Here is a 21,397-nt window from a genome sequence, read left to right on the forward strand (position 1 = left end):
CTATTTTAAGAAATGAACATACACGGGCATTGCCGCAAATCCTGCACTGATCACAATACTGTATACCCAACCAATTATTCTGACCCAACGCGCATAACGCGGATGATAAAGCCCCAACGTTCTGGCAGCACTGAAAAAGCCATGCAGCAGATGATAACACAGTGCTATCATACAAATCACATACAGCACCACATACCACAATTCACTGTATACACTCACCACCAGGATATACAAATCCTTATGCCCATTGGCATCCAGCGGGAGCTGACCATATTTATACACATACCAGAAATCCTTCAGATGGATCACCAGGAAAATAAAAATGATAGTACCCAGCAACCCCATATTACGGCTATACCACTTGCTCACCGCCCCTCTGCGGTCATAGTGATACTTTATCTTTCTTGCCCGATGGTTGGCAAGCGTAATAATGATCGCGTATACCACATGCCCGATAATACTGGCAAAGAGAATATAAGAAATGATCTGTATGATGATGTTACCGGAAAGTATGTGTGAATACAGATTAAACTGCGTATGCGCCCTTTCTGCCGGCAGAAATAACTGTAGGTTACCCAACAGGTGGATCACCAGGTAAAGACAGAGGAATAGCCCCGTAAATGCCATCCAGTTTTTCCTGGATAATGTTTGTTGCTTCCATTGACCCATAAAAATATTTTTAGCGATACGTTTACCAGATGCCCAACACCTTCCACCACACCCCACCAAGGCCCATCCAGATGATGATCAATGCGATACTTAACACAAACCCGCACTTCCACCAGTCTTTCAGATCTACATAAGTACTTCCAAAAAATACCGGTGCCGGCCCATGACCATAATGCGTGAGTGTGCCGAATATCCCACCACAGAAACCCAGCACCAGCGCCAGCAATGTGCCTGGTATGCCCACAGAAATCCCTACTCCCAGGAACGCCGAATACATGGCCGCCACATGCGCCGTAGCACTGGCAAAAATGTAATGACTATAAAAATACACCAGCACTATAATGGGAAAAGCGATCGTCCATTTCATTCCTCCTACCTGCTGCCTGATCAAATCACTGAACCAGGGAATAAACCCCAGCGTATTTAAGAAACTAGCCATCATTACCAGCGCAGAAAACCATACGATCGTATCCCAGGCGCCCTTTTCTGATTTCACATCTTCCCATGTCAGTACCTGTGATATAAGCAGGAATACCAGTCCTATTAACGCCGTAGTGGTAGCATCTATCCCAAACAAATCCCCCGTAATCCACAGGAATAAAAGAATGAAGAATGCCAGTAGCATCAGCCATTCGTTTCTCTGCACCGGTCCCATTTCCTTCAGCTTCTCAGATGCCATGGCAGGTGCATCCCCGGTGGATTTCAGCTCGGGCGGATATATCTTATACAGGATCCACGGCACTGCTATAATGGACACGATGGCTGGCACTATTGCAGCCGTAAACCATGACATCCATGAAATATCAATTCCCAGATTCTTCGCAAACTTCTGACACATTGGATTACTGGCGGTACCTGTTAAAAACATCGAAGATGTAATAAGGTTCATGTTATAACTGTTCAATGTGAGATACCCTCCCAGTTTGCGGTGTGTAGCAGGATCGTCTGGCATAGAACCAAAGTTCATGGCCATGGACTTCATAATAGGATAAATAATCCCTCCACCCCTGGCAGTATTGCTGGGCACCGCCGGCGCCAGCACCAAGTCGGCCAAACCAAGTCCATAAGCCAGCCCAAGTGAGCTGCGGCCAAACACCCGGATAAAAAGGTAGGCGATTCGTTTACCCAACCCCGTTTTAATAAACCCACGGGCTATGAAAAAAGAAATACCAATGAGCCATATTACTTTGTCGCCAAAACTGCTGAGCGCCAATGCAATGGATTTAGCCGGATCTCCCGGAGCCAGCACGCCGGTAAGTGCTACCAGCGTAATGGCGATCATCGACATCGTGCCCATACTGGCAGCTTTCATAATAATGCCGGCAATAGTAGCCAGGAAAATAGCCAGCAGATGCCAGGCCTCAGGCTTCACTCCTTCCGGAGCCGGAATAAACCAGATCAGCAGGCCAAAAGCCAGTGTAATTAACAGTTGTGGATACTTAATCTCTTTCATATAGATAGCCTTTATTAAAATCTACATTGTACCTGTGCAATCAATAGATTGCTGTTATGTGTTTTAGTCCCCGGAATATCTTTATTGTATTGATCGATCTGCATTCCTAACTGTATGCGGCCACCATAGTCTTTCAGGAAAGCAAGGCTCACCATAGGGATATAAGACTGGCGTACATTTCCCGTATGTTTCTCGTCTTCATTAAAATATTCATACCGCATAGAAAACTCTATGGAAGTTAGTTTGTGGTAATTAATTTTATATCGGAAATTGGGGAGTACATATATCCCATTCATGATATAATTACCTACCGATCCTTTGCGCAGACTGTCTGGTAAGGCATAATACAGCTGATGATTATTGCCCTGCTTGTATTCTGATTGCAGTTGCAGGTCCCATTTAGGCGCCAAAGGAATGACGCCGCTCACATCTATCCCCAATGCATAAACGCTTTGTTTTTTCACTGCACCGTAGCCACCGTTCAGTCCCATCGATAATTTGTTCATATCACCAAACTCCAGTCGGGCTGTGCCCAATTTGCCATTGTCATTATCTGATGCCTGGTTGCGGTTATTACCATTTACCACCGAGAGGGCATATTTCATGGGCACTTTACTGTCTTTATTAAAGGCGCCAAACATGGAAACGCCTATCTGGAAGCTCTGCCAGCCGTTGCTTCCAAAAGCATAATACTGATTGGAGAAATCCATGGATTGAATAATATCTACCGGATAGAGATCTTCCAAACCAAAGGAAGGTCTGAACTGGCCGATGGTGAAGTTGAGCGCATCATTCCAACGGTAAGAGACGTACGCATTTTCCAGCACCTTCCCTTTTGTATCGCCGGAAAACTCTGCGAGGTTTACCAGTACTGCGGCGGTGAAGCGGTCGCTCACCTGGGCTTTTGCCTGTAAACGTGCGCGTTTTATGCTAAAGCTATTCCGCACTACTTCTTCGGCATTTGGCTGATGTACACCATTTACATCCACATCTTTCATCAATGAGCCGGTATACCTGGCCTGGAAAACCCCACCAAAGGAAATCTTCTTAATAAAGCCAATCACCTTCTGTACAGAAGAGTCTCTCGCAGTGCTATCCTGCTTTGCAGGGGCAGATTGCCAGGCATAAGTGTTGCCGGTAATGCAACAGAGCAGTATTAAAGTGGCAAAGCGTAAAATTCGTTTATGCATGCACGGTTGTTATACCGGGATAACAACCCTATATTAAAAAAGGTTCAGCGTAAAGCAGAAGGCATAAAGCAAAAAGCTATTGTGCAGAAGACATCAGCGAATGATCTACGCTTTTATCTTCTGCACAATAGCTTTTTGCTTTATGCCTTCTGCTTTACGCTCTTATTTCACCAGTTTCAGCTCATTGATAATATTTTTCGCTCCACCCAGTTTTTCGATGCACCATAATACATAACGTACATCTACACAGATAGTACGATTGTATTCGGAGTCGAACTGAATTTTATGGCTCAGTGCTTCGTAGTTACCATCGAAAGCCAGGCCGATCAGTTCTCCGTTTGCATTGATAACAGGAGATCCGGAGTTCCCGCCGGTGATATCGTTGGTGGTAATGAAACCTACTACGATATCATTGCGTTTAGCATCTTTATACTGACCGAAGTCTTTTTTATTGTACAGGTCCACATAGTTTGCGGGCAGATCAAATTCATAATCGCCTGGTACATATTTCTCGATCACGCCTTTCATGGTAGTTACATAATCGTAATGTACCGCATCACGTGGAGAGTATGGTTTTACCTGGCCGTAAGACAGGCGCATCGTAAAGTTGGCGTCAGGATATCTGTTGGCGTTAGGCGTCATCTGCATTACACCTTTCAGGTAAGCGCGGCCCAGATCGGTATTCTTCGCATTAAACTGTGTGTATAATGGCAGATATTTACCTACATAGTTTTTGATAAACGTGCTGGCGTACGCAAATGCCGGATCATTCTGCAGGGTTACTGCATCAGGATTAGACACAAATGCTTTCCATTTAGCATCATCAAAAATGAAGGTGTTATTCATTAATGCAGCAGCCCAGGTGCGGTAGGTATTGTCTTCATCGAGGCTACCGTATTTTGCTTTCAGTCCATCATAAAAACCAACTGGCTGCTGATCTTTAGAGATGTCTGTGTAATACATATGACAGGTAGCTGCGAGAATTTTCTGATCGCTGGGTTTATTTTCGCCTTCCAGGAAAGCGGTGCGTGCTTTATCAGCTGCTTCTATTGCCTGTTTCACTGCGTCTTTAGGGGCGCCTGCTGTTACCAATGCTTTTTCCACGCCCATTAAGGAGGCGGCAAAAGCTGCTACCGGAGAGCCGAGGATGCCTTCGTTCAGGTAAACGCGTTGTTTGGCGTATGGTGTCCATGCTTTATATGCGGCTTCATAATCACGCAGAATACCGGAGAATTCTGGTTTATCCTGTGCCCATTTAGCAAAAGCAGCTTCCTGCTTTTGTTTGTCGGCCAGTACACCGTGTTTTTCCAGCTGTTTGGTTTCGCCGTCAAAGAATTTCCAGTAGTTGGCAATACCGGCATAAGAAGAAGCCAACTGCAGTTTTACCGCGGGGTCTTTCTTCATTTGCTCAAACATCGCTTTCAGTCTTACATCTCTCAGGTTAACCAGGAAGGGGTTTTCTACAGTTGTTTTCAGTTGAACACCGTAAGAAGTTTCATAACGGTTGGTACCACCAGGGTAACCAAAGATCATGGCATAATCATTTTCCTTTACACCTTTGAGTGATACCGGCAGGAAGTGCTTAGGTTTCAAGGGCACGTTGTCGGCAGCATATGGTGCTGGTTTGCCATCTTTACCGGTATAAACCCGGAAAATAGAGAAATCACCGGTATGACGGGGCCATTCCCAGTTATCTGTGTCACCGCCAAATTTACCCACGCTTTCAGGAGGAGCTCCTACCAGGCGGATATCTTTATAGCGCTCGTATACAAACATCAGGTATTGGTTGCCCTTGAACATCGGTACTACTTTCGCTTCGTAGCCGGTATTGGCAATGGCTTTAGCGATTACTTCGCCATATACCTGTTGCTCTTTCTTGGCTCTTTCAGCGCCGTCCAAACCTTTCAGGGCTTCTTCCACCTGTTTGGTCACGTCTTCCACTTTTACGAGGAATTGTACGGACAACTGGGAAGAAGTTATTTCCTCCTGTTTATTTTTTGCATAGAACCCGTTTTTCAGGTAGTTGTGTTCTACAGAGCTGGCGGAGGCAATAGCGCCATAGCCACAGTGGTGATTGGTAAAGATGAGTCCTTCGTTACTTACAATTTCTCCAGTGCAGCCACCACCGAAAATAACGATGGCATCTTTCAGGGAGGCCTTGTTGATACTGTACAACTGTTCTTTGGTCAGCTTCAATCCCTTCTTCACCATGTCGTTGTACGTTTGCTGCCCCAGTAAATAAGGTAGCCACATGCCCTCATCTGCTTTAGCCCATTTGATACTTACGCTAAGCAATAAGAGCAAAACCAGTAATTTTTTTCTCATATTAAGTCAGGTTTTGTTTTTAAGGACCTCAAACCTAGCTATTTTTTCGTTACCGGGCGCAGGTATAAGGATTAGTGGCGCCTTTATGTGATAATTATTTTTATGTGATTCCGGGGAAACAGGAAAACTGGAATATGTTTTGATAAGGGGGTACAGCCGGATGGCTATGCCAATATTTTACTAAATTGAAAAAAACTGTAGAAGCATGAAAAAAATATTTTTAATAATAGGCATTGCCGCGTTCTTCGCCTGCAATGAGAGCAACACTCAGCAGGAAAAAAAGGAAGATGTAAAAGATGATCTGCAGAAAGCCGGTGATGATTTAAAATCTGCCGCCAGCAATACAGGTGATTATTTATCCGAGCAAAAGAAACAGGCCGAAGATGCCATCCGCGAAAGAATTAAAGAAATAGACCAGACCACCACGGAGCTAAAGAAAGATGGAGATGAAAAAAGTGTGGCCGCCCGTAAAAAACTGGAAGCATTGAAGATGCAGATGAATAAAAAGCTGGAAGACGTAAAAAGCAGCAGCGCACAAACCTGGGACAGTACCCGGGCAGCCGCTGATCAGCTGATGAAAAAATCTGATAAAGAGTGGACAGACTTTAAACAGGATTTCAAAGATCTGTTTAAGAAGGATTAAGAGAATACTGCGGTATAGCTTCAAAATTCCACAATCCTTGTTCCTTGTACATTAATCTTGTAATTTTACCCGGCTTAATATATTAGGATTTGCTACTTTCTTATCATCAGGAATTATTAACAGAAGCCGGCTGCGATGAAGCCGGAAGAGGATGCCTGGCGGGTCCTGTGTTTGCGGCAGCAGTTATTCTGCCCAAGAAATTCAGGCACCCATTGCTGAATGATTCGAAACAGATGAAGGCAGCTGACCGGGATAAACTACGGATAGTGATAGAGAAAAAAGCAATTTGCTATGCCGTGGCGAGTGTGGATAATGTAGAAATAGACAAGATAAATATACTGAAGGCTTCTTTCAAGGCCATGCATCTGGCATTGGAAAAGCTACAGCAGCAACCGGAGTTCATACTGGTAGATGGTAACCGTTTTTACGCATACGGCAATACACCACACGCCTGTATTATACAGGGCGACGGTATATATGCTTCCATTGCAGCGGCTTCCATTCTGGCAAAAACCTATCGGGATGAATATATGCAGCAGTTACATGCTACTTATCCTCATTTCGGATGGAATGTGAATAAAGGTTACCCTACAAAGCAGCACCGTAATGCAATACGGGAGTTTGGCGATACGCCTTACCACCGGAAAACATTCCGACTGTTGCCGGAGCAATTGGAATTAGACCTGTAGAGCTATTAGGCATTAGCTTTTAGCTTTCAGCAAATGCAGCAAAGATCAACATACTACTATCTTCGCTGCATTTGCTAAAAGCTAAAAGCTAAAGGCTAACTGCTTAGTTAACCTTATACTTATTAATTTTGCCCTCTGGGGAACAATTATGTTAAAGCAGACACAACAGCAAAAATTATTACAGAAGCTTTCACCACAGCAAATTCAGCTCATGAAATTGCTGCAGGTACCTACTGTCAATCTGGAAGAGAGGATTAAAGAGGAACTGGAAGAGAATCCGGCATTGGAATACGGTGAAGAAGCCGGTGAAGATGAGTTCAAGGAACAGGAAGAATTTGAAACGCCTGCTGAAGAGGATGAATTTGAACCAGATGGTAGCGAAAACGAATACGATAACATAGATATTTCTGAATACGTAAGTGAGGGAGACGATGATGTGGCAGATTACAAGCTGCGGGATGATAACTATCCTGACCCTGATGAAAGCAATAAAACCATTCCTATCCGGGTGGAAACGTCCTTCCATGAGCACTTGTTAAGTCAGCTGGGCATGCTGGAACTGGACGACCACCAGAATGCCATTGCCGAACATATTATAGGTAGCATTGATGATGACGGATATCTGCGCAGGGAAATCAGCTCTATGGTAGATGACCTCTCCTTTTCCCAGAACATTGACACCACCGAGGAAGAAATTAATACCCTGATCAAAAAGATCCAGGACTTTGATCCTGCAGGAGTATGTGCTACTGACCTGAAAGAGTGTTTACTGTTGCAGTTAAAACGCAAAGTGCAGGATGATCCAGGCGTACATAACGCTTATCTGATCCTGGAGAATTACTTTGATGAATTTACCAAGAAACACTACGAGAAGATACAAAAGGCGCTGGGTCTTACAGACGAAGGCCTGAAAGAAGCCATTACACAGATTATCAAGCTAACGCCGAAACCGGGTGGCAACTTTGCCACACTCAATAAAGCAGAAAGCTATGTGCTACCTGACTTCTTTATATTGAATAATGCCGGCAAACTGGAACTGACGCTGAATTCACGCAATGCGCCAGATCTGCGTATTTCCGGTGGCTACCGGGAAATGCTGAAAGAATATGACCGTGGTGATAAAAAAGATAAGCGTCAGAAAGAAGCGGTATTATTTATCAAGCAAAAAATTGATGCGGCAAAATGGTTTATAGATGCCATTAAGCAACGGCAACATACTTTGCTGTCTACTATGGAATCTATCATGGATTATCAGCGCGAATTTTTCCTTACGGGAGATGAAACCACGATGAAGCCTATGATCCTGAAAGATATCGCGGATCGTACGCAACTCGATATTTCTACCGTAAGCCGTGTGGCAAACAGTAAATATGTACAAACCGAGTTTGGTACCTTTAAACTGAAGTTTTTCTTCTCTGAGTCACTGTCTACCGACAGTGGGGAAGAAGTATCTACCCGCGAGGTGAAGAAGATTTTATCGGATCTTATTGAGGCGGAGAATAAACGTAAGCCGCTGAGTGATGAAAATCTGACGAAGATGTTGCAGGACAAAGGATATAATATTGCCCGCCGAACGGTGGCCAAATACAGGGAACAGCTGAATATACCGGTAGCCCGTTTACGTAAAGAATTATAAGAAACCATACCATGCAAGAACAAGCTGTTTTAGACCGGAACGGAAATTTACATGCAGCGCCGGAGTTTTCACCTGTGATGAGATCACTGGCACAAATCATTTCCTATCTTACTCATCCGCTGTTCATTCCGCTGCTGGTAACGTTTTTGGTGCTACAATCTATTCCTGAATATATGGTAGCGTTTAAGTCATTAAGCAAGCGTTTTGCTTTTGATATGCTTTATTTCAGGGTAGCTATTATCAGTATAGGTTTTCCGGTGCTGACGATGTTGCTGGCTAAAGCGCTGAAATTTGTGTCCTCTATATATATGAAGACTCAGCGGGACCGGATCATTCCTTATGTGGCGATGATTACCTATTATTTCTGGGCTTTTTATACTTTTTTGCAGGAAGGCCGGGCGCCAAAGTTCTACACCGCCTTTTTTCTGGGCGTTTTCCTGAGTATTTCCATTTCTTTTATATCTAATAATTTTATCAAGACCAGCATGCATACAGTAGGCTGGGGAGGTGTGATTGGTTTTTTATTGTCATTGATGTGGGGTATGCATATGAATGTGTCTGTACCACTGCTGATCACTTTTTTTGTAGCCGGAATAGTGGCTACTGCCCGTATGGTGCTCGAAGCCCATACACCGCGTGAAATCTATATTGGTTTCCTGATTGGTATTGTTTCACAGCTGGCGTCCTGCTGGATATTAGTAAAATAAGTATAAATCACCATTCTATTCCCTCTTCCCTGCTGGTAATAGCCATACAGGGAACAGGGAGAACAGAATATAGAATGGCGATAAAAAACTTTTTGGGGTTTAACCTGGACCACTTCACCGTATCTTTTACACACATTGGATGCAAGGCCACAAGGCAGGCTAACAAACAACTTTAACAAACAGTAGGGGATTAACTTCAACAACTAAACTTGACAATACAAAAGTCAAACATTCTCTGATGATACTCAAGAGTATAACTACGCTTTTTAAAAATGCAGTAGAATTCTCCTTTTTGCAGATCTGCAATTTTTTTGAAGTGTTTGTTATTACGCACATTCAATGCGTAATGGGTTAGCATCTTTGTTATGCCATTAGGGGTTAACCCTTTTAAGATTTTGAGAATCAGGATGTAAGTAATAGAATGGAGTAAAAAACAACAGCCTGAAAGAGAATACTAGTTTATTTAGCATTTAAAAGAAATTGCTAAAAATTTTAGGAAAATAAAAAATTAGATCATAACTTAGCAATCCAATTAACATGCTTTCTAATTGTGATCAGCTATCTTTTAAATTTGTAAAAACATTAATGATATGTCTACAGCCAATGCAGAAAAACTGAAGGCCCTGCGCCTCACAATGGACAAGATTGAGAAAGATTTCGGTAAGGGATCTGTGATGATGATGGGAGAAAAAGCAGAAGCACCAATGGAGGTTATCTCTACCGGTTCTCTGGGTCTTGATATTGCGCTTGGAATTGGTGGTTTACCGAAAGGAAGAATTGTCGAGATATATGGACCTGAGTCTTCTGGTAAAACAACGATTGCCATACATACGATTGCCGAAGCACAGAAAAAAGGTGGCATATGTGCCATTATAGATGCGGAGCATGCTTTTGACAGCAGCTATGCAAAAAGACTGGGAGTTGACGTAGATTCCCTGTTAATATCACAACCAGATCATGGTGAACAGGCGCTGGAAATAGCAGATCGTCTGATTCTTTCCGGAGCAGTAGACGTAGTAGTAATTGACTCCGTTGCGGCCCTGGTACCAAAGAGTGAACTGGAAGGTGAAATGGGTGAAAGCAAAATGGGATTACAAGCCCGTTTGATGTCACAGGCACTGCGTAAATTAACAGCCACCATTTCAAAAACAAATTGTTGCTGCATATTCATTAACCAGTTACGTGAAAAGATAGGTGTTATGTTTGGTAATCCTGAAACGACCACCGGTGGTAATGCGTTGAAATTCTACGCATCAGTAAGACTGGATATACGCCGTATGAGTCAGATAAAAGATGGTGACGAAGCAATTGGTAACCGGGTGAAAGTGAAAGTGGTGAAGAATAAAGTAGCCCCTCCATTCCGCCAGGCAGAATTCGATATCATTTATGGTATGGGAGTTTCTAAAATGGGAGAGATCATTGACATGGGTGTTGAATATGGTGTTATTCAAAAAAGTGGTAGCTGGTTTAGCTATGACACCAATAAATTAGGTCAGGGCCGTGATGCTGTGAAACAACTGCTGAACGACAATCCTGAACTGGCAGCAGAAATTGAAGCGAAGATCAAAGTGAAGATTCAGGAAAAGCAGGATGCTGCTTAATGATGGTCGCTTTTTGAAAGTTGCTAAAGAATTGAATTAGATCTTACTATTTATAAGATATACATAGAAGTTAGTTTTAGTTTTAGTAAGCATTGGGTTAGTATGCACATCCCTGCCTTGTCCTGGGCGGGGATTTTTTTGACCCTTAACCCCGAAAAAGAAAACCCGCTCCGATTACCGGAGCGGGTTTTTCTTTTTTCACTAGTTATCTTACAAAAACAATTAAGCTTCCGCTTTCATGCTCTTAGCTGTTCTCTTACGTTCTTCTTCATCCAGGATAACCTTACGCATACGGATGAAGTTTGGTGTAACTTCAATACACTCATCATGCTGGATATACTCCATACATTCTTCCAGTGTCATCAGAATTTTAGGCGCAATGTTAGCCGCACCATCAGTTCCGCTCGCACGCATGTTGGTCAGTTTCTTTCCTTCGTTTGGATTCACCACCAGGTCACCTGGTTTGTTGGTTTCACCAATGATCATACCCTTGTACACTTCTTCTCCTGGATCAACGAAGAAAGATCCTCTATCCTGCAGCTTATCAAGAGAGTAACCAGTAGTAGTACCAGCTTCCTTCGCGATCAGCACACCGTTGTTACGGCCTGGGATAGCACCTTTCCATGCTTTGTAGTCGTTAAATCTGTGCGCCATTACAGCCTCACCTGCAGTTGCAGTAAGCATTTGTGTACGCAGACCAATCAAACCACGGGAAGGAATTTCAAATTCCAGGTGTTGCATTTCACCCTTGGTTTCCATGATCAGCATCTCACCTTTACGACGAGTTACCAGATCAATTACCTTGCTGGCAAAATCCTGCGGAACGTCTACCACCAGGGTTTCGTACGGTTCGCATTTTTTACCATCTACGTGTTTAACGATTACCTGTGGCTGACCAACAGTTAACTCATAACCTTCACGACGCATGGTTTCAATCAATACACCTAAGTGCAGGATACCACGACCATAAACCATGAAACTATCAGCACTGTCAGAATCCATTACACGCAGTGCCAGGTTCTTTTCAGTTTCTTTCATTAAGCGATCACGCAGGTGACGGGAAGTAACAAACTTACCATCTTTACCAAAGAACGGAGAGTTGTTAATACCAAACAGCATGTTCATGGTAGGTTCATCTACACTGATGATTGGTAATGCTTCTGGTTCTTCTGCATCAGCGATAGTATCACCAATGTTGAAACCTTCAATACCTACTACCGCGCAAATATCACCGGCGAATACTTTAGTTACTTTTCTTTTACCTAATGCTTCAAATATGTACAGTTCACGCACTTTCTGCTTTTTGCTGGTACCATCTGTCTGCATTAAAGTAATCCACTGACCTTCTTCGATGGAAGCACGTGCTACTTTACCTACAGCAATACGGCCAAGGAAAGAAGAGTAATCCAGGGAAGTGATCTGCATCTGCAGATTGCCTTCTGGAGTTTTAGGTTCCGGCACATACTGCAGGATACCATCCATCAGCGGGGAAATATCTTCACTCTGTTCTAATGAACTGTTGAACCAGCCATTCTTACCAGAGCCATAAAATGTCGGGAAGTTCAGTTGATCTTCTGTAGCGTCCAGATTAAAGAACAATTCAAACACAGCATCATGTACTTCATCAGGACGACAGTTAGCTTTATCTACCTTGTTGATAACAACAATAGGTTTCAGATTCAGCTGCAAAGCCTTCTGCAACACAAAACGTGTCTGCGGCATAGGTCCTTCAAAAGCATCCACCAGCAAGATAACACCATCAGCCATTTTCAATACTCTTTCCACTTCACCACCGAAGTCGGCGTGGCCTGGAGTATCGATCACATTGATTTTGGTCCCCTTGTATTCAATAGAAGCGTTCTTACTGAAGATGGTGATACCACGTTCTCTTTCAAGATCGTTACTATCCATGATCAGTTCTCCTGATTCCTGGTTAGCCCGGAATACATTAGCCTGATGAAGGATTTTGTCAACCAAAGTAGTTTTACCATGGTCTACGTGTGCAATAATTGCGATATTACGAATGTTCATATACTTAAGTCTTTAGCTATCAGCCATTAACAAAATTTACGCTAATAGCTACAAAAAGAAGGCGCAAAGGTACGAAAACCTAGCGAGAATGAAGGAAACACGTTTTAAATAAATGTAATCATTTAGTCACGCCGCAGATCTGTGTTGCAACACACTGACAACCATTGATTTACAATTAATTATAAGCAAATATGGTAACCAATTAGTTTTGTGGCGTTAATTTTGATTCCCCCACTGCGTTTAACGGCATAATCGACTTTTATGATGAAGAAATTATACCTGCTGGCTATAGCCTGTCTCCCACTCATTTATAACCCAATACAAGCACAACAAATACCAGCCCAGGATATCACCCTGTCACAATATAAATACCCTTTTCCCGTACATTTTCTAAAACTCCAGATACAGGGCCAACCCATACAGATGGCCTATATGGATGTACAACCATCCAGGCCCAACGGTAAAACCATTGTACTCCTTCACGGCAAAAACTTCTGCGGCGCCTATTGGGATACCACCGCTGCCGATCTCAGCAACAATGGCTACCGTGTGATTATACCCGATCAGGTCGGTTTCGGTAAGTCTTCCAAGCCCACGCACCTGCAATATTCCTTTCAGCAACTCGCTCAAAATACCAAAGCCCTGCTGGACACCCTCCACATCAGCAAAACCGCTATACTCGGACACTCCATGGGAGGCATGCTCGCCGCACGCTTCGCCCTGATGTATCCGGAAGCAACAGAGAAACTCATCCTGGAAAATCCTATTGGACTGGAAGACTGGAAAGTAAAAGTACCGTATCAGTCAATAGATAAATGGTACAAAGCAGAACTGCAACAGAACTACGAAAAAATCAAACAATATATGATGGACAGTTACTATGCCGGCAAATGGTCGCCCGCATACGATAAATGGGCCCAACTCCAGGCCAGCTGGACCAGCAACCCTGATTACTCCCTGGTAGCATGGAATTCAGCACTTACCTACGATATGATTTTTACACAACCTGTGTTATACGAATTCGAAAATATACAAGCTCCTACCCTCCTGATCATTGGGCAACGTGACCGAACCGCACTGGGCAAAGCCAATGTGTCGGAAGAAGTACGTAAAACCCTGGGGAACTATCCGGAATTGGGGAATAATGCAGCCAAAAAAATTCCCCATGCAACACTGGTGCCCATTCCAGGTGTAGGACATCTTCCCCACATTGAAGCGTATCCGCAATTCATAGCTCCCCTGCTGAAGTTTTTGCAGGAATAGACTTACTGCTCTTCCAACAACTTCACCACATATTCCAGGGCACTCTGGTTAGCAGGATTGTCCAGCGCATGGGCGATGTCCAGCTTTTCGCGGGAAGTCAGATGCCAGGATAAAGCGGCCGCCTTATCCTGCTTCTGCGGTACATACTGGAAAATAACCCGATGAAACTTGTCGGGGAAATACCCCTCCATATAGTTCAACAAATCATCCTGATCAAAATCCTGCATAGCGCTCCAGTGCTGTTGCATGGTAAATAGGGGCTCAAACAGCAAGTCACTGAGGTCTTTCGTTTTTTTGATGGGGGAAATATCGTTCTTACGTGTATCGCGGATCTGTATATACACCACCCCACTGGTGTTTTCGTTGATCCACTTATTAAAAGTATAGAGATAGCGCAAAGTGGTTTGTTGACCAAAATTATCACGAATGCCCGCATCCATTACATCTACAATAGGATTGCTGGGCAGAAACGCATTAGGTAATACATAAGGAAAAGTAGCACACATACGGATAGCGCTGGTTACCCGCAGATCCATAGCGTCCTGCGCAGCAAAATACTGTGCGAAATCTACCCCATCTATATCTCTTACCTGTCGCGTTGGATACAGGTACTGCGGGCTACACAAATAACTGATCGGCAGTGGTGAAATCATTAAGCGGCGCCCATCCGCGTTGATAGTGGCATTCCATATCAACATCGGAATTTCTGCATTTGTTTCCGGCTGTCGGTAATCCTTCAGGGTTTTATCCAATGCACTATCAGTGTGTTCATTCAACTGCATTTCAAAAGCATAACCTCTGTCTTTCGCATATTGGTTTTTACCGATGCTGAAACTCCTCCATGGCGTAATAAAATCATTTACGGCTAAGGCGGTGAAAACAGAATTAAGTAAATCCCTGGATACCTTCTCCGCATAAATTGGATTGGTAAGACGAATGGGCTTTCCCTGTTGCTGCTCATAATACAACTCCCGGAAGTAACTGGCGCCCAGCATGCCGCCGGAAGCACCTGTCATCAGCACAGTATGTTCCATTAAGCGGCCATGTAACAGGCTGTCCAGCCGCTGCATCACATTTACACTCCATGTAGCAGAACGGCTACCTCCTCCACTGAAGTTCATGACAATTAGTGGAGGCTTTTTATTGGCGGGAAATTTCTTTCTCCACTTATCTAAAATCTCGATGGTTTGCTTCTTATCTGCTTCATATTTTTCCCTGGTAAAAAACTGTTGCAATGCAGATACACTATATTCCGGGCGCTCTTTCTTTTGCCGGTAGTTAAGGCCATAGGCTTTGTTACGGTTATCTACCCAGTTATGCTCTACCATCCAGTTGAGGCCAAACAGCATCACCAGCAAAATAGGAATAGACCAGGTTTGCAACATATAAGAATAGGCACCCGCCACCCCAATGAGAAATGCAAAGAAGATCAGTACACTACCACCGGCGGGAATGCGGAATACATCATAATCCATCATATAAGCCAGTATCATCAGGAAAATCAGGGAACACCCTACGGTGATCATGGCGGCAAAATGATGTTGCTTGAGGATACTATCGAGGTAGTGCTTATTGTAGTGATCTACATTTCTGGCCCTTCGTATGCGCCAGGGGGTAGAAAAGTAGTTATGCACCGGTAGCGCATTTTCATCAGGCTCCTGTGTGGGCTTCATGATCATGCGCAAAAAGTTGCGGGGATTTCCGAAACGTTTTTCCAGGCGGCGACCGATATTTTTATCTGCATTAAAAAAATAAAAGAAGCAGAAAAAGAAAATAAACAATACCCCACAAATAAAACCTTCTCCCAGCAATAGGATATCGGGAATAGAGCTCAGTTCTTCATAACGTTGGTATTCCCATCCACGGTAAAGCATGCTGAGAATAAATACCATGGGAATAATCGCATTATTCAGGCAATACCTGAAAAACGGCTGGGAAGTAGTGGCCAGAAATTTAAACCGGCCGGTATGCAATATGAAAGTAGTGATTTGCCAGCTCATGATAAACATACCTGTGGCCAATCCTAATATAGTAGTACTGTAGAAATTTACTTTGCCCAGATATTCCGGGGCGAGGTACAATGCATCTCCGCCAAACACCTTGGCAAAACCGCCGTTGATGGTGCTAAACAGTATCACCCAAAAAATAAGTAACACCTGGTACTTCCTGAAATGCAGGAGCAGTAGCTGTATAGGGAAAGAATAGTAAGTTTTTATCAGTAATAACTTCACCTTCATCAGACGATTATTACAAATAAACCTACGGAAAATTTACGGAATAATAGATTTTAAAGCGTAAAGCAGAAGGCAAAAAGCAAAAAGCTATTAAGGCGAATGAGCTAAACAGGTTATTAACCTTTCGCTTTAATCATTCGCCTTAATAGCTTTTTGCTTTTTGCCTTCTGCTTCCTGCTTTATTTAGTGGTTCCTCTGCTGAGGAAAAGTGTCCATATCAGCGAAAGCAACAACAGCATACCCACGCCCTGGTGCAGTATACCATAGCTGATAGGTATTTTAACCTGGCTGTTTAACAAGGTAAGTACACCCAGCAATACCTGTAATAAAACCAGCAACAACGGCAAATAGCGGATAGTATGCAGTTGACTGTTAGTCGGTGTTTGAGCTGACTTCCACCACCAGATAGCAATCAGGAGGGTGATCAGATACGCCAGGCCGCGATGTATAAACTGAATGGTAATCGGATTATGTGCAATATCTGCCGCAAAGCCTCCTTGAGAAAACATGCCATCGGGTATCCACGCTCCGTTGATGTCCGGCCAGGTACTCGCCACCAGTGCCGTATGCAGTCCTGCCATGAAAGCGCCGTATACCAGTTGTATCACCAATAATACCAATAACCAGATATTCAGCTTCTTTAAAGCAGGCACCTCCAATATTTCCACCGGGCGGACACTGAGTTTCAGCGCAAACCAGAACACATAGGCCAGCAGCACCAATGCGGAAATAAAATGGATAGCGAGACGAATATGGTTTACATACAAGTTTTCTTCGTTCAGGCCGCTCATTACCATCACCCATCCTATCAATCCCTGCAAACCACCCAGCACGAATAATATGATCATGGGATTGATCATACTCTTATTGATCTTCTTCTTAATAATGAAATAAATGAAAGGCACAATAAATACCAGCCCCATTAACCGGGCCCAGTCGCGATGCAGCCATTCCCAGAAGAAAATGAACTTAAAGTCAGATAAAGTAAAGTGATTATTGACGTATTGATATTGTGCTATTTTTTTATAGCCCTCAAAAGCGCGTTCCCATGCAGCTTCATTCATAGGCGGAAATGCGCCTAGCAACGGCTGCCATTCGGTGATGGATAAACCGGACCCGGTCAAACGGGTAATTCCGCCCAGCAATACCTGCACGATCAACATGCCCACACCAATATATAACCAGATGGCTACCGGGCGATTATTCTTTATTGTAACTGCTTCCATAAACGGTGCAAAAATAGGGAATGAATGGCGAACAAGTCCCCTAAATACTCACATTATTTTAACAAAGGCGTAATGTTCTGTTAATCCACAGATCGGAGCTTTGCATCGAAAATATAAGGCACCATTGTATTAGCTAATACCGCCCTCATTAAAAAAAGAAGAACACATTTAAAAAAATAAAGTCATGAAACACTTACGTTTTGTTTTTTTAGCACCCAAAGCAGCATTGTTATTACTTGTTACTATTTTGTTTCCAATTTTGCACGCAGCAGCACAGTCTAAAGCATTTGCTTATAATGTAGCCAGACATACTGCGAACGAGAAACCAGGAAACGTTGCACCGGTTGAATCTTTCAATGTTCACATTATACAGGTACAAAAAGATCAACTGTTATTTCAACTTTCTGTGGACAATCCAGGCAACGAAAAGTTAACACTTTACATAAAAGACAATTTCAATAACACACTGCACCGCGAAATACTGCCGGCAACCCTTCGTTTTGAAGCACGTTACAACCTCGCCTCCCTGGAAGACGGCGACTACGTTTTCGAAATCAGAAGCGGAAAAAACAAACTGGCGGAAAAAGCAATTGCTATAAAAACACAGACACTCATTAACAGGAACGTTTCTGTTATCGAGTAATCGAAAGGCTTAAAGTAAAAAGCTATTAAAGCAAAATGACCAGAGCGGGATTAAATCCTTTGCTCTGGTCATTTTGCTTTAATAGCTTTTGGCTTATTTCCGAACCGACTCATATACCGCTTCAAACATTTTTTCGCGGGTATGCAATGTGGTTAATTTCGTATTAGCGCCACCGTTAGGATACACCCGGTTACTAAGGAATATAAATACAATCCCTGAAGCAGGATCGGCCCATACACAGGTACCAGTGTAACCGGTATGCCCAAATGTAGCAGCAGAAGCACTTTTAGCCGGATACGGTTCCCGGCGGCTGGCATTATCCTTTTCCGGTTTGTCGAAGCCCAAACCACGACGACTAATAGTACTGTTATATGCAGTAAACAATTGTACCGTTTCCGGCTTTATATATTGTACCCCATTAAAAGAACCTTTATTCAGCAACATCTGCATAATAACACCCAGGTCATTGGCATCGGAAAATAATCCGGCGTGTCCGGCTACTCCGCCAAACATGGCGGCGCCTGGGTCGTGTACATCGCCTCTCAGCTGCTGCATCCGGAAAGAATATTCGTGCTCTGTAGGTACAATCTCCGATAAAGCAAAACGCTCTCTCGGCAAAAAACCGGTGGTAGCCAATCCCATAGGGGTATAAAATGTTTCCCGCACATAGTCATTCAGCTTTTTACCGGTTAACTGCTCCACAATTTTTCCCAGGAAAATATAATCACAGTCGCTGTACACATACCCCTGTCGAGGCGACAGCTTACTATCCAGGATCTTTTTCCAAAGTGTATCTACATAGCTGTTTTCCATGTACATCTGATCTGCTACACGGATACCATGTGCCGGATCTGGTGCCGTATGATACAGGATTGTGTCAGGGTAACCGCTGGGATATAATGTCTCTTTATAAAAAGGAATAAAAGGCACCAGCCCGGCCTGGTGCAATAAAATATCGCGGATGCGTAATCCTGCTTTGTCGGTACCCAGCACCAGGGGCAGATATACACCCAGTGTAGCATCAAGATTTAATTTTCCTTCATCGTACAAACGCATGACAGCCAGTGTAGTAGCGCATATTTTGGTAACGGAGGCCAGATCATAGATAGATTGCGGGGAAACCGGCTCTGCTTTGTTATACTCATAATGACCGAAGCAGCGGTTATATACTACCTTTCCATCTTTCATGGCCAGCACCTGCGCACCAGGAGCGGCTGCGCGGGCAATCATATCATTGGCAAAACCATCAATCTTTACCAATGTCTGTTCATCCATACCGACATCTTTGGCTGTTGCCACCGGCAAAATGGTAAACTGATTGACCTTATAGGTGACGCCTGTACCTGAAGGTAGCCCAGGGCATACCGTTACCGGCAGTTTGCCGGAAGGACCCAGTTTACCAAACAGGAGATCTGCCACTGCTTTTTGTGTGGTGCTATCATCTTCATAGGCGGCGATGATAGCTGGAGCATCGCAGAAATACTGGATGGCATAAGGATTACCAAATGCGATAGTCACGGACGGCATTTCTGACTGCAGTTGTCGGATGATAAGTCGCTCCGCCATAGTGAGTCCGAAATTATTAGCCGGACGGCGGCTATAGTCATGCAGACTGATAATAACAGCCTTATAGTCACGCTGGATACGGGATACGATAGGTGCAATCTGATCTACCGACTGCCGGGAAGTAAAAATAAATGCATCCGTACCGGGTTTATATTCCTTCACGGTTTGCAGGAAAGTATTGCTGGCATCGGCTCCTATCGCAATAACGGCCAGCTTTTGCTGGGTCATGGCGGGAGAAAACGGCACCAGTTTCTTATCGTTGCGTACCAGGGTGATGGCGCTTTCCGCAATGCGTTTGCGCAGGGCATCTGTATTCGCATTGAGGTCTGCTGCCAGGTTGTTGGTGTCAATATGTTGTGGCTTCCATAATCCCAGGTTGTATTTGGCGCGTAATACTTTTTTTACGCGGGCATCTACTTCTTCCTGGTCTATTTTGCCCGCTTTAATGGCTTTTTTGATGGCGTCTACACTGCCGGCGGCGGTAGAGGGTAATATCATCAGGTCATTGCCCGCAAGGAGCGACTGTAAGGATTCCTGTCCTTTGGTGTAGAATTTTGCGATGCCTTTCATTTCGAGTGCATCGGTTATAATCAGTCCATTATAGCCCAGTTCATTTTTCAGCAGTTTTGTAACGGCATTGTAAGAAATGGAGGTGGGTGTATTTGGTTTTTTATCGATAGATGGGATATAAAGATGGGCAATCATGATAGATCCCACTCCTGCAGCGATGGCTTCGCGGAAAGGATATAGCTCCAGTGAATCCAGCTGTTCCCTTGTTTTATTAATAGTAGGTAAATCGAGATGTGAATCCACATTGGTGTCGCCATGACCTGGAAAGTGTTTGGCGCAGGCCATTATGCCGGCATCCTGCATTCCTCTGATGGTGGCTACCCCCATGCGGGCTACCTGGTATTTGTTTTCGCCGAAGGAGCGGTCATTGATCACCGGGTTGGAAGGATTGTTATTCACGTCCATGTCTGGGGCAAAGTCTATGTGGATACCTATGCGGCGGCATTGTTCGCCCATAATTTTTCCGGCATCGTAAGCCAGGGCGGTATCCTGTACAGCACCTATCATCATATTACGGGGCAGGGAAATCACACTATCCAGGCGCATACCCAGCCCCCATTCCCCGTCTATAGCCACCAGTAATGGTACTTTAGAGATAGATTGGTAGTAGTTGGTAAGGTTGGCCTGTCTTACCGGACCTCCCTGGAAAAATATGACGCCGCCTACTTTATTATCCTGAATGTCTTTTATAACTGCGTTCACATGGTCGGGGCCCAGGTTAGAGTGGGCTCTTATCATGATCAGTTGTGCGATGCGTTCATCTGGGGTGAGTGACTGAAATACGCTGTCTGCCCATTGCGAGGCTTTGTCCTGCTGCGGTGCCGCAGTTTGTGCGGTGGTTTTCTTTTGTTTCTTTTTATCCTTAAATACCAAGGGCGCAGAAATGGCGCTCCCGGTCATCATCAAGCCGGTTAGTCCTGCAACCAATAATTGTTTCCTCATATCATAAAC

Annotated in this window: 15 protein-coding genes; 7 read left to right on the forward strand and 8 right to left on the reverse strand. The window is 44.0% G+C overall.

The annotated features are described in order from the left end of the window. The 4 genes from AB4Z08_RS33935 to AB4Z08_RS33950 all read right to left on the reverse strand — a co-directional run bounded on the left by AB4Z08_RS33935 (position 1) and on the right by AB4Z08_RS33950 (position 5,637). Positions 1-669: a succinate dehydrogenase cytochrome b subunit gene (locus AB4Z08_RS33935; protein WP_441578231.1), complete on the reverse strand. Its 669-nt coding sequence runs from the start codon at positions 667-669 to the stop codon at positions 1-3. A 22-nt stretch (positions 670-691) separates the two neighbouring features. Next, positions 692-2,122, reverse strand: a complete 1,431-nt coding sequence (locus tag AB4Z08_RS33940) for an anion permease (protein WP_441578232.1) — start codon at positions 2,120-2,122, stop codon at positions 692-694. 14 nt (positions 2,123-2,136) lie between these two features. Next, the gene (locus AB4Z08_RS33945) at positions 2,137-3,312 is read right to left on the reverse strand and encodes a porin (protein WP_441578233.1); all 1,176 of its coding nucleotides are present in this window, start codon (positions 3,310-3,312) and stop codon (positions 2,137-2,139) included. A gap of 162 nt (positions 3,313-3,474) precedes the next feature. After that, positions 3,475-5,637 carry a S46 family peptidase gene (locus AB4Z08_RS33950; RefSeq protein ID WP_441578234.1) on the reverse strand — a complete coding sequence of 721 codons (2,163 nt, stop codon included), beginning with the start codon at positions 5,635-5,637 and terminating at the stop codon, positions 3,475-3,477. 205 nt (positions 5,638-5,842) lie between these two features. On the opposite strand from AB4Z08_RS33950, the gene AB4Z08_RS33955 reads away from it, so the two are divergent. The 5 genes from AB4Z08_RS33955 (at position 5,843) to recA (ending at position 10,913) form a co-directional block, all read left to right on the forward strand. Continuing rightward, positions 5,843-6,280 carry a hypothetical protein gene (locus tag AB4Z08_RS33955; RefSeq protein WP_441578235.1) on the forward strand — a complete coding sequence of 146 codons (438 nt, stop codon included), beginning with the start codon at positions 5,843-5,845 and terminating at the stop codon, positions 6,278-6,280. 89 nt (positions 6,281-6,369) lie between these two features. Next, positions 6,370-6,969, forward strand: coding sequence for a ribonuclease HII (locus tag AB4Z08_RS33960; protein ID WP_441578236.1), 600 nt, complete (start codon positions 6,370-6,372; stop codon positions 6,967-6,969). Positions 6,970-7,117: 148 nt separating this feature from the next. Further along, the gene (gene rpoN, locus AB4Z08_RS33965) at positions 7,118-8,605 is read left to right on the forward strand and encodes an RNA polymerase factor sigma-54 (protein WP_441578237.1); all 1,488 of its coding nucleotides are present in this window, start codon (positions 7,118-7,120) and stop codon (positions 8,603-8,605) included. An 11-nt stretch (positions 8,606-8,616) separates the two neighbouring features. Further along, on the forward strand, positions 8,617-9,312 hold the full coding sequence (locus tag AB4Z08_RS33970) for a hypothetical protein (protein WP_441578238.1): 696 nt from the start codon (positions 8,617-8,619) through the stop codon (positions 9,310-9,312). 590 nt (positions 9,313-9,902) lie between these two features. After that, positions 9,903-10,913, forward strand: a complete 1,011-nt coding sequence (gene recA, locus AB4Z08_RS33975) for a recombinase RecA (RefSeq protein ID WP_441578239.1) — start codon at positions 9,903-9,905, stop codon at positions 10,911-10,913. Positions 10,914-11,135: 222 nt separating this feature from the next. Here recA and typA read toward each other — a convergent pair whose 3' ends face one another. Then, positions 11,136-12,944, reverse strand: coding sequence for a translational GTPase TypA (gene typA, locus AB4Z08_RS33980; protein ID WP_331965205.1), 1,809 nt, complete (start codon positions 12,942-12,944; stop codon positions 11,136-11,138). Positions 12,945-13,205: 261 nt separating this feature from the next. Here typA and AB4Z08_RS33985 point away from each other — a divergent pair, with 261 nt between their 5' ends. Beyond that, entirely contained in the window at positions 13,206-14,207 is a 1,002-nt protein-coding gene (locus AB4Z08_RS33985) for an alpha/beta fold hydrolase (protein ID WP_441578240.1), read from the forward strand. Positions 14,208-14,209: 2 nt separating this feature from the next. Here the strand turns inward: AB4Z08_RS33985 and AB4Z08_RS33990 are convergent, their stop codons facing one another. Together AB4Z08_RS33990 and AB4Z08_RS33995 are read right to left on the reverse strand one after the other, a co-directional pair. Beyond that, positions 14,210-16,444, reverse strand: coding sequence for a patatin-like phospholipase family protein (locus AB4Z08_RS33990; RefSeq protein ID WP_441578241.1), 2,235 nt, complete (start codon positions 16,442-16,444; stop codon positions 14,210-14,212). A 176-nt stretch (positions 16,445-16,620) separates the two neighbouring features. Then, positions 16,621-17,667 (reverse strand): COX15/CtaA family protein, encoded by a 1,047-nt coding sequence (locus AB4Z08_RS33995; RefSeq protein ID WP_441578242.1) that lies wholly within the window; start codon positions 17,665-17,667, stop codon positions 16,621-16,623. Between the two features lie 184 nt (positions 17,668-17,851). Here AB4Z08_RS33995 and AB4Z08_RS34000 point away from each other — a divergent pair, with 184 nt between their 5' ends. Then, positions 17,852-18,310: a hypothetical protein gene (locus AB4Z08_RS34000; RefSeq protein WP_441578243.1), complete on the forward strand. Its 459-nt coding sequence runs from the start codon at positions 17,852-17,854 to the stop codon at positions 18,308-18,310. A 93-nt stretch (positions 18,311-18,403) separates the two neighbouring features. Here the strand turns inward: AB4Z08_RS34000 and AB4Z08_RS34005 are convergent, their stop codons facing one another. Further along, positions 18,404-21,388, reverse strand: coding sequence for a glycoside hydrolase family 3 N-terminal domain-containing protein (locus AB4Z08_RS34005; protein ID WP_441578244.1), 2,985 nt, complete (start codon positions 21,386-21,388; stop codon positions 18,404-18,406). Positions 21,389-21,397: the final 9 nt, after the last annotated feature.

The organism is Chitinophaga sp. RAB17, from assembly GCF_052114225.1.
Classification (GTDB): domain Bacteria; phylum Bacteroidota; class Bacteroidia; order Chitinophagales; family Chitinophagaceae; genus Chitinophaga.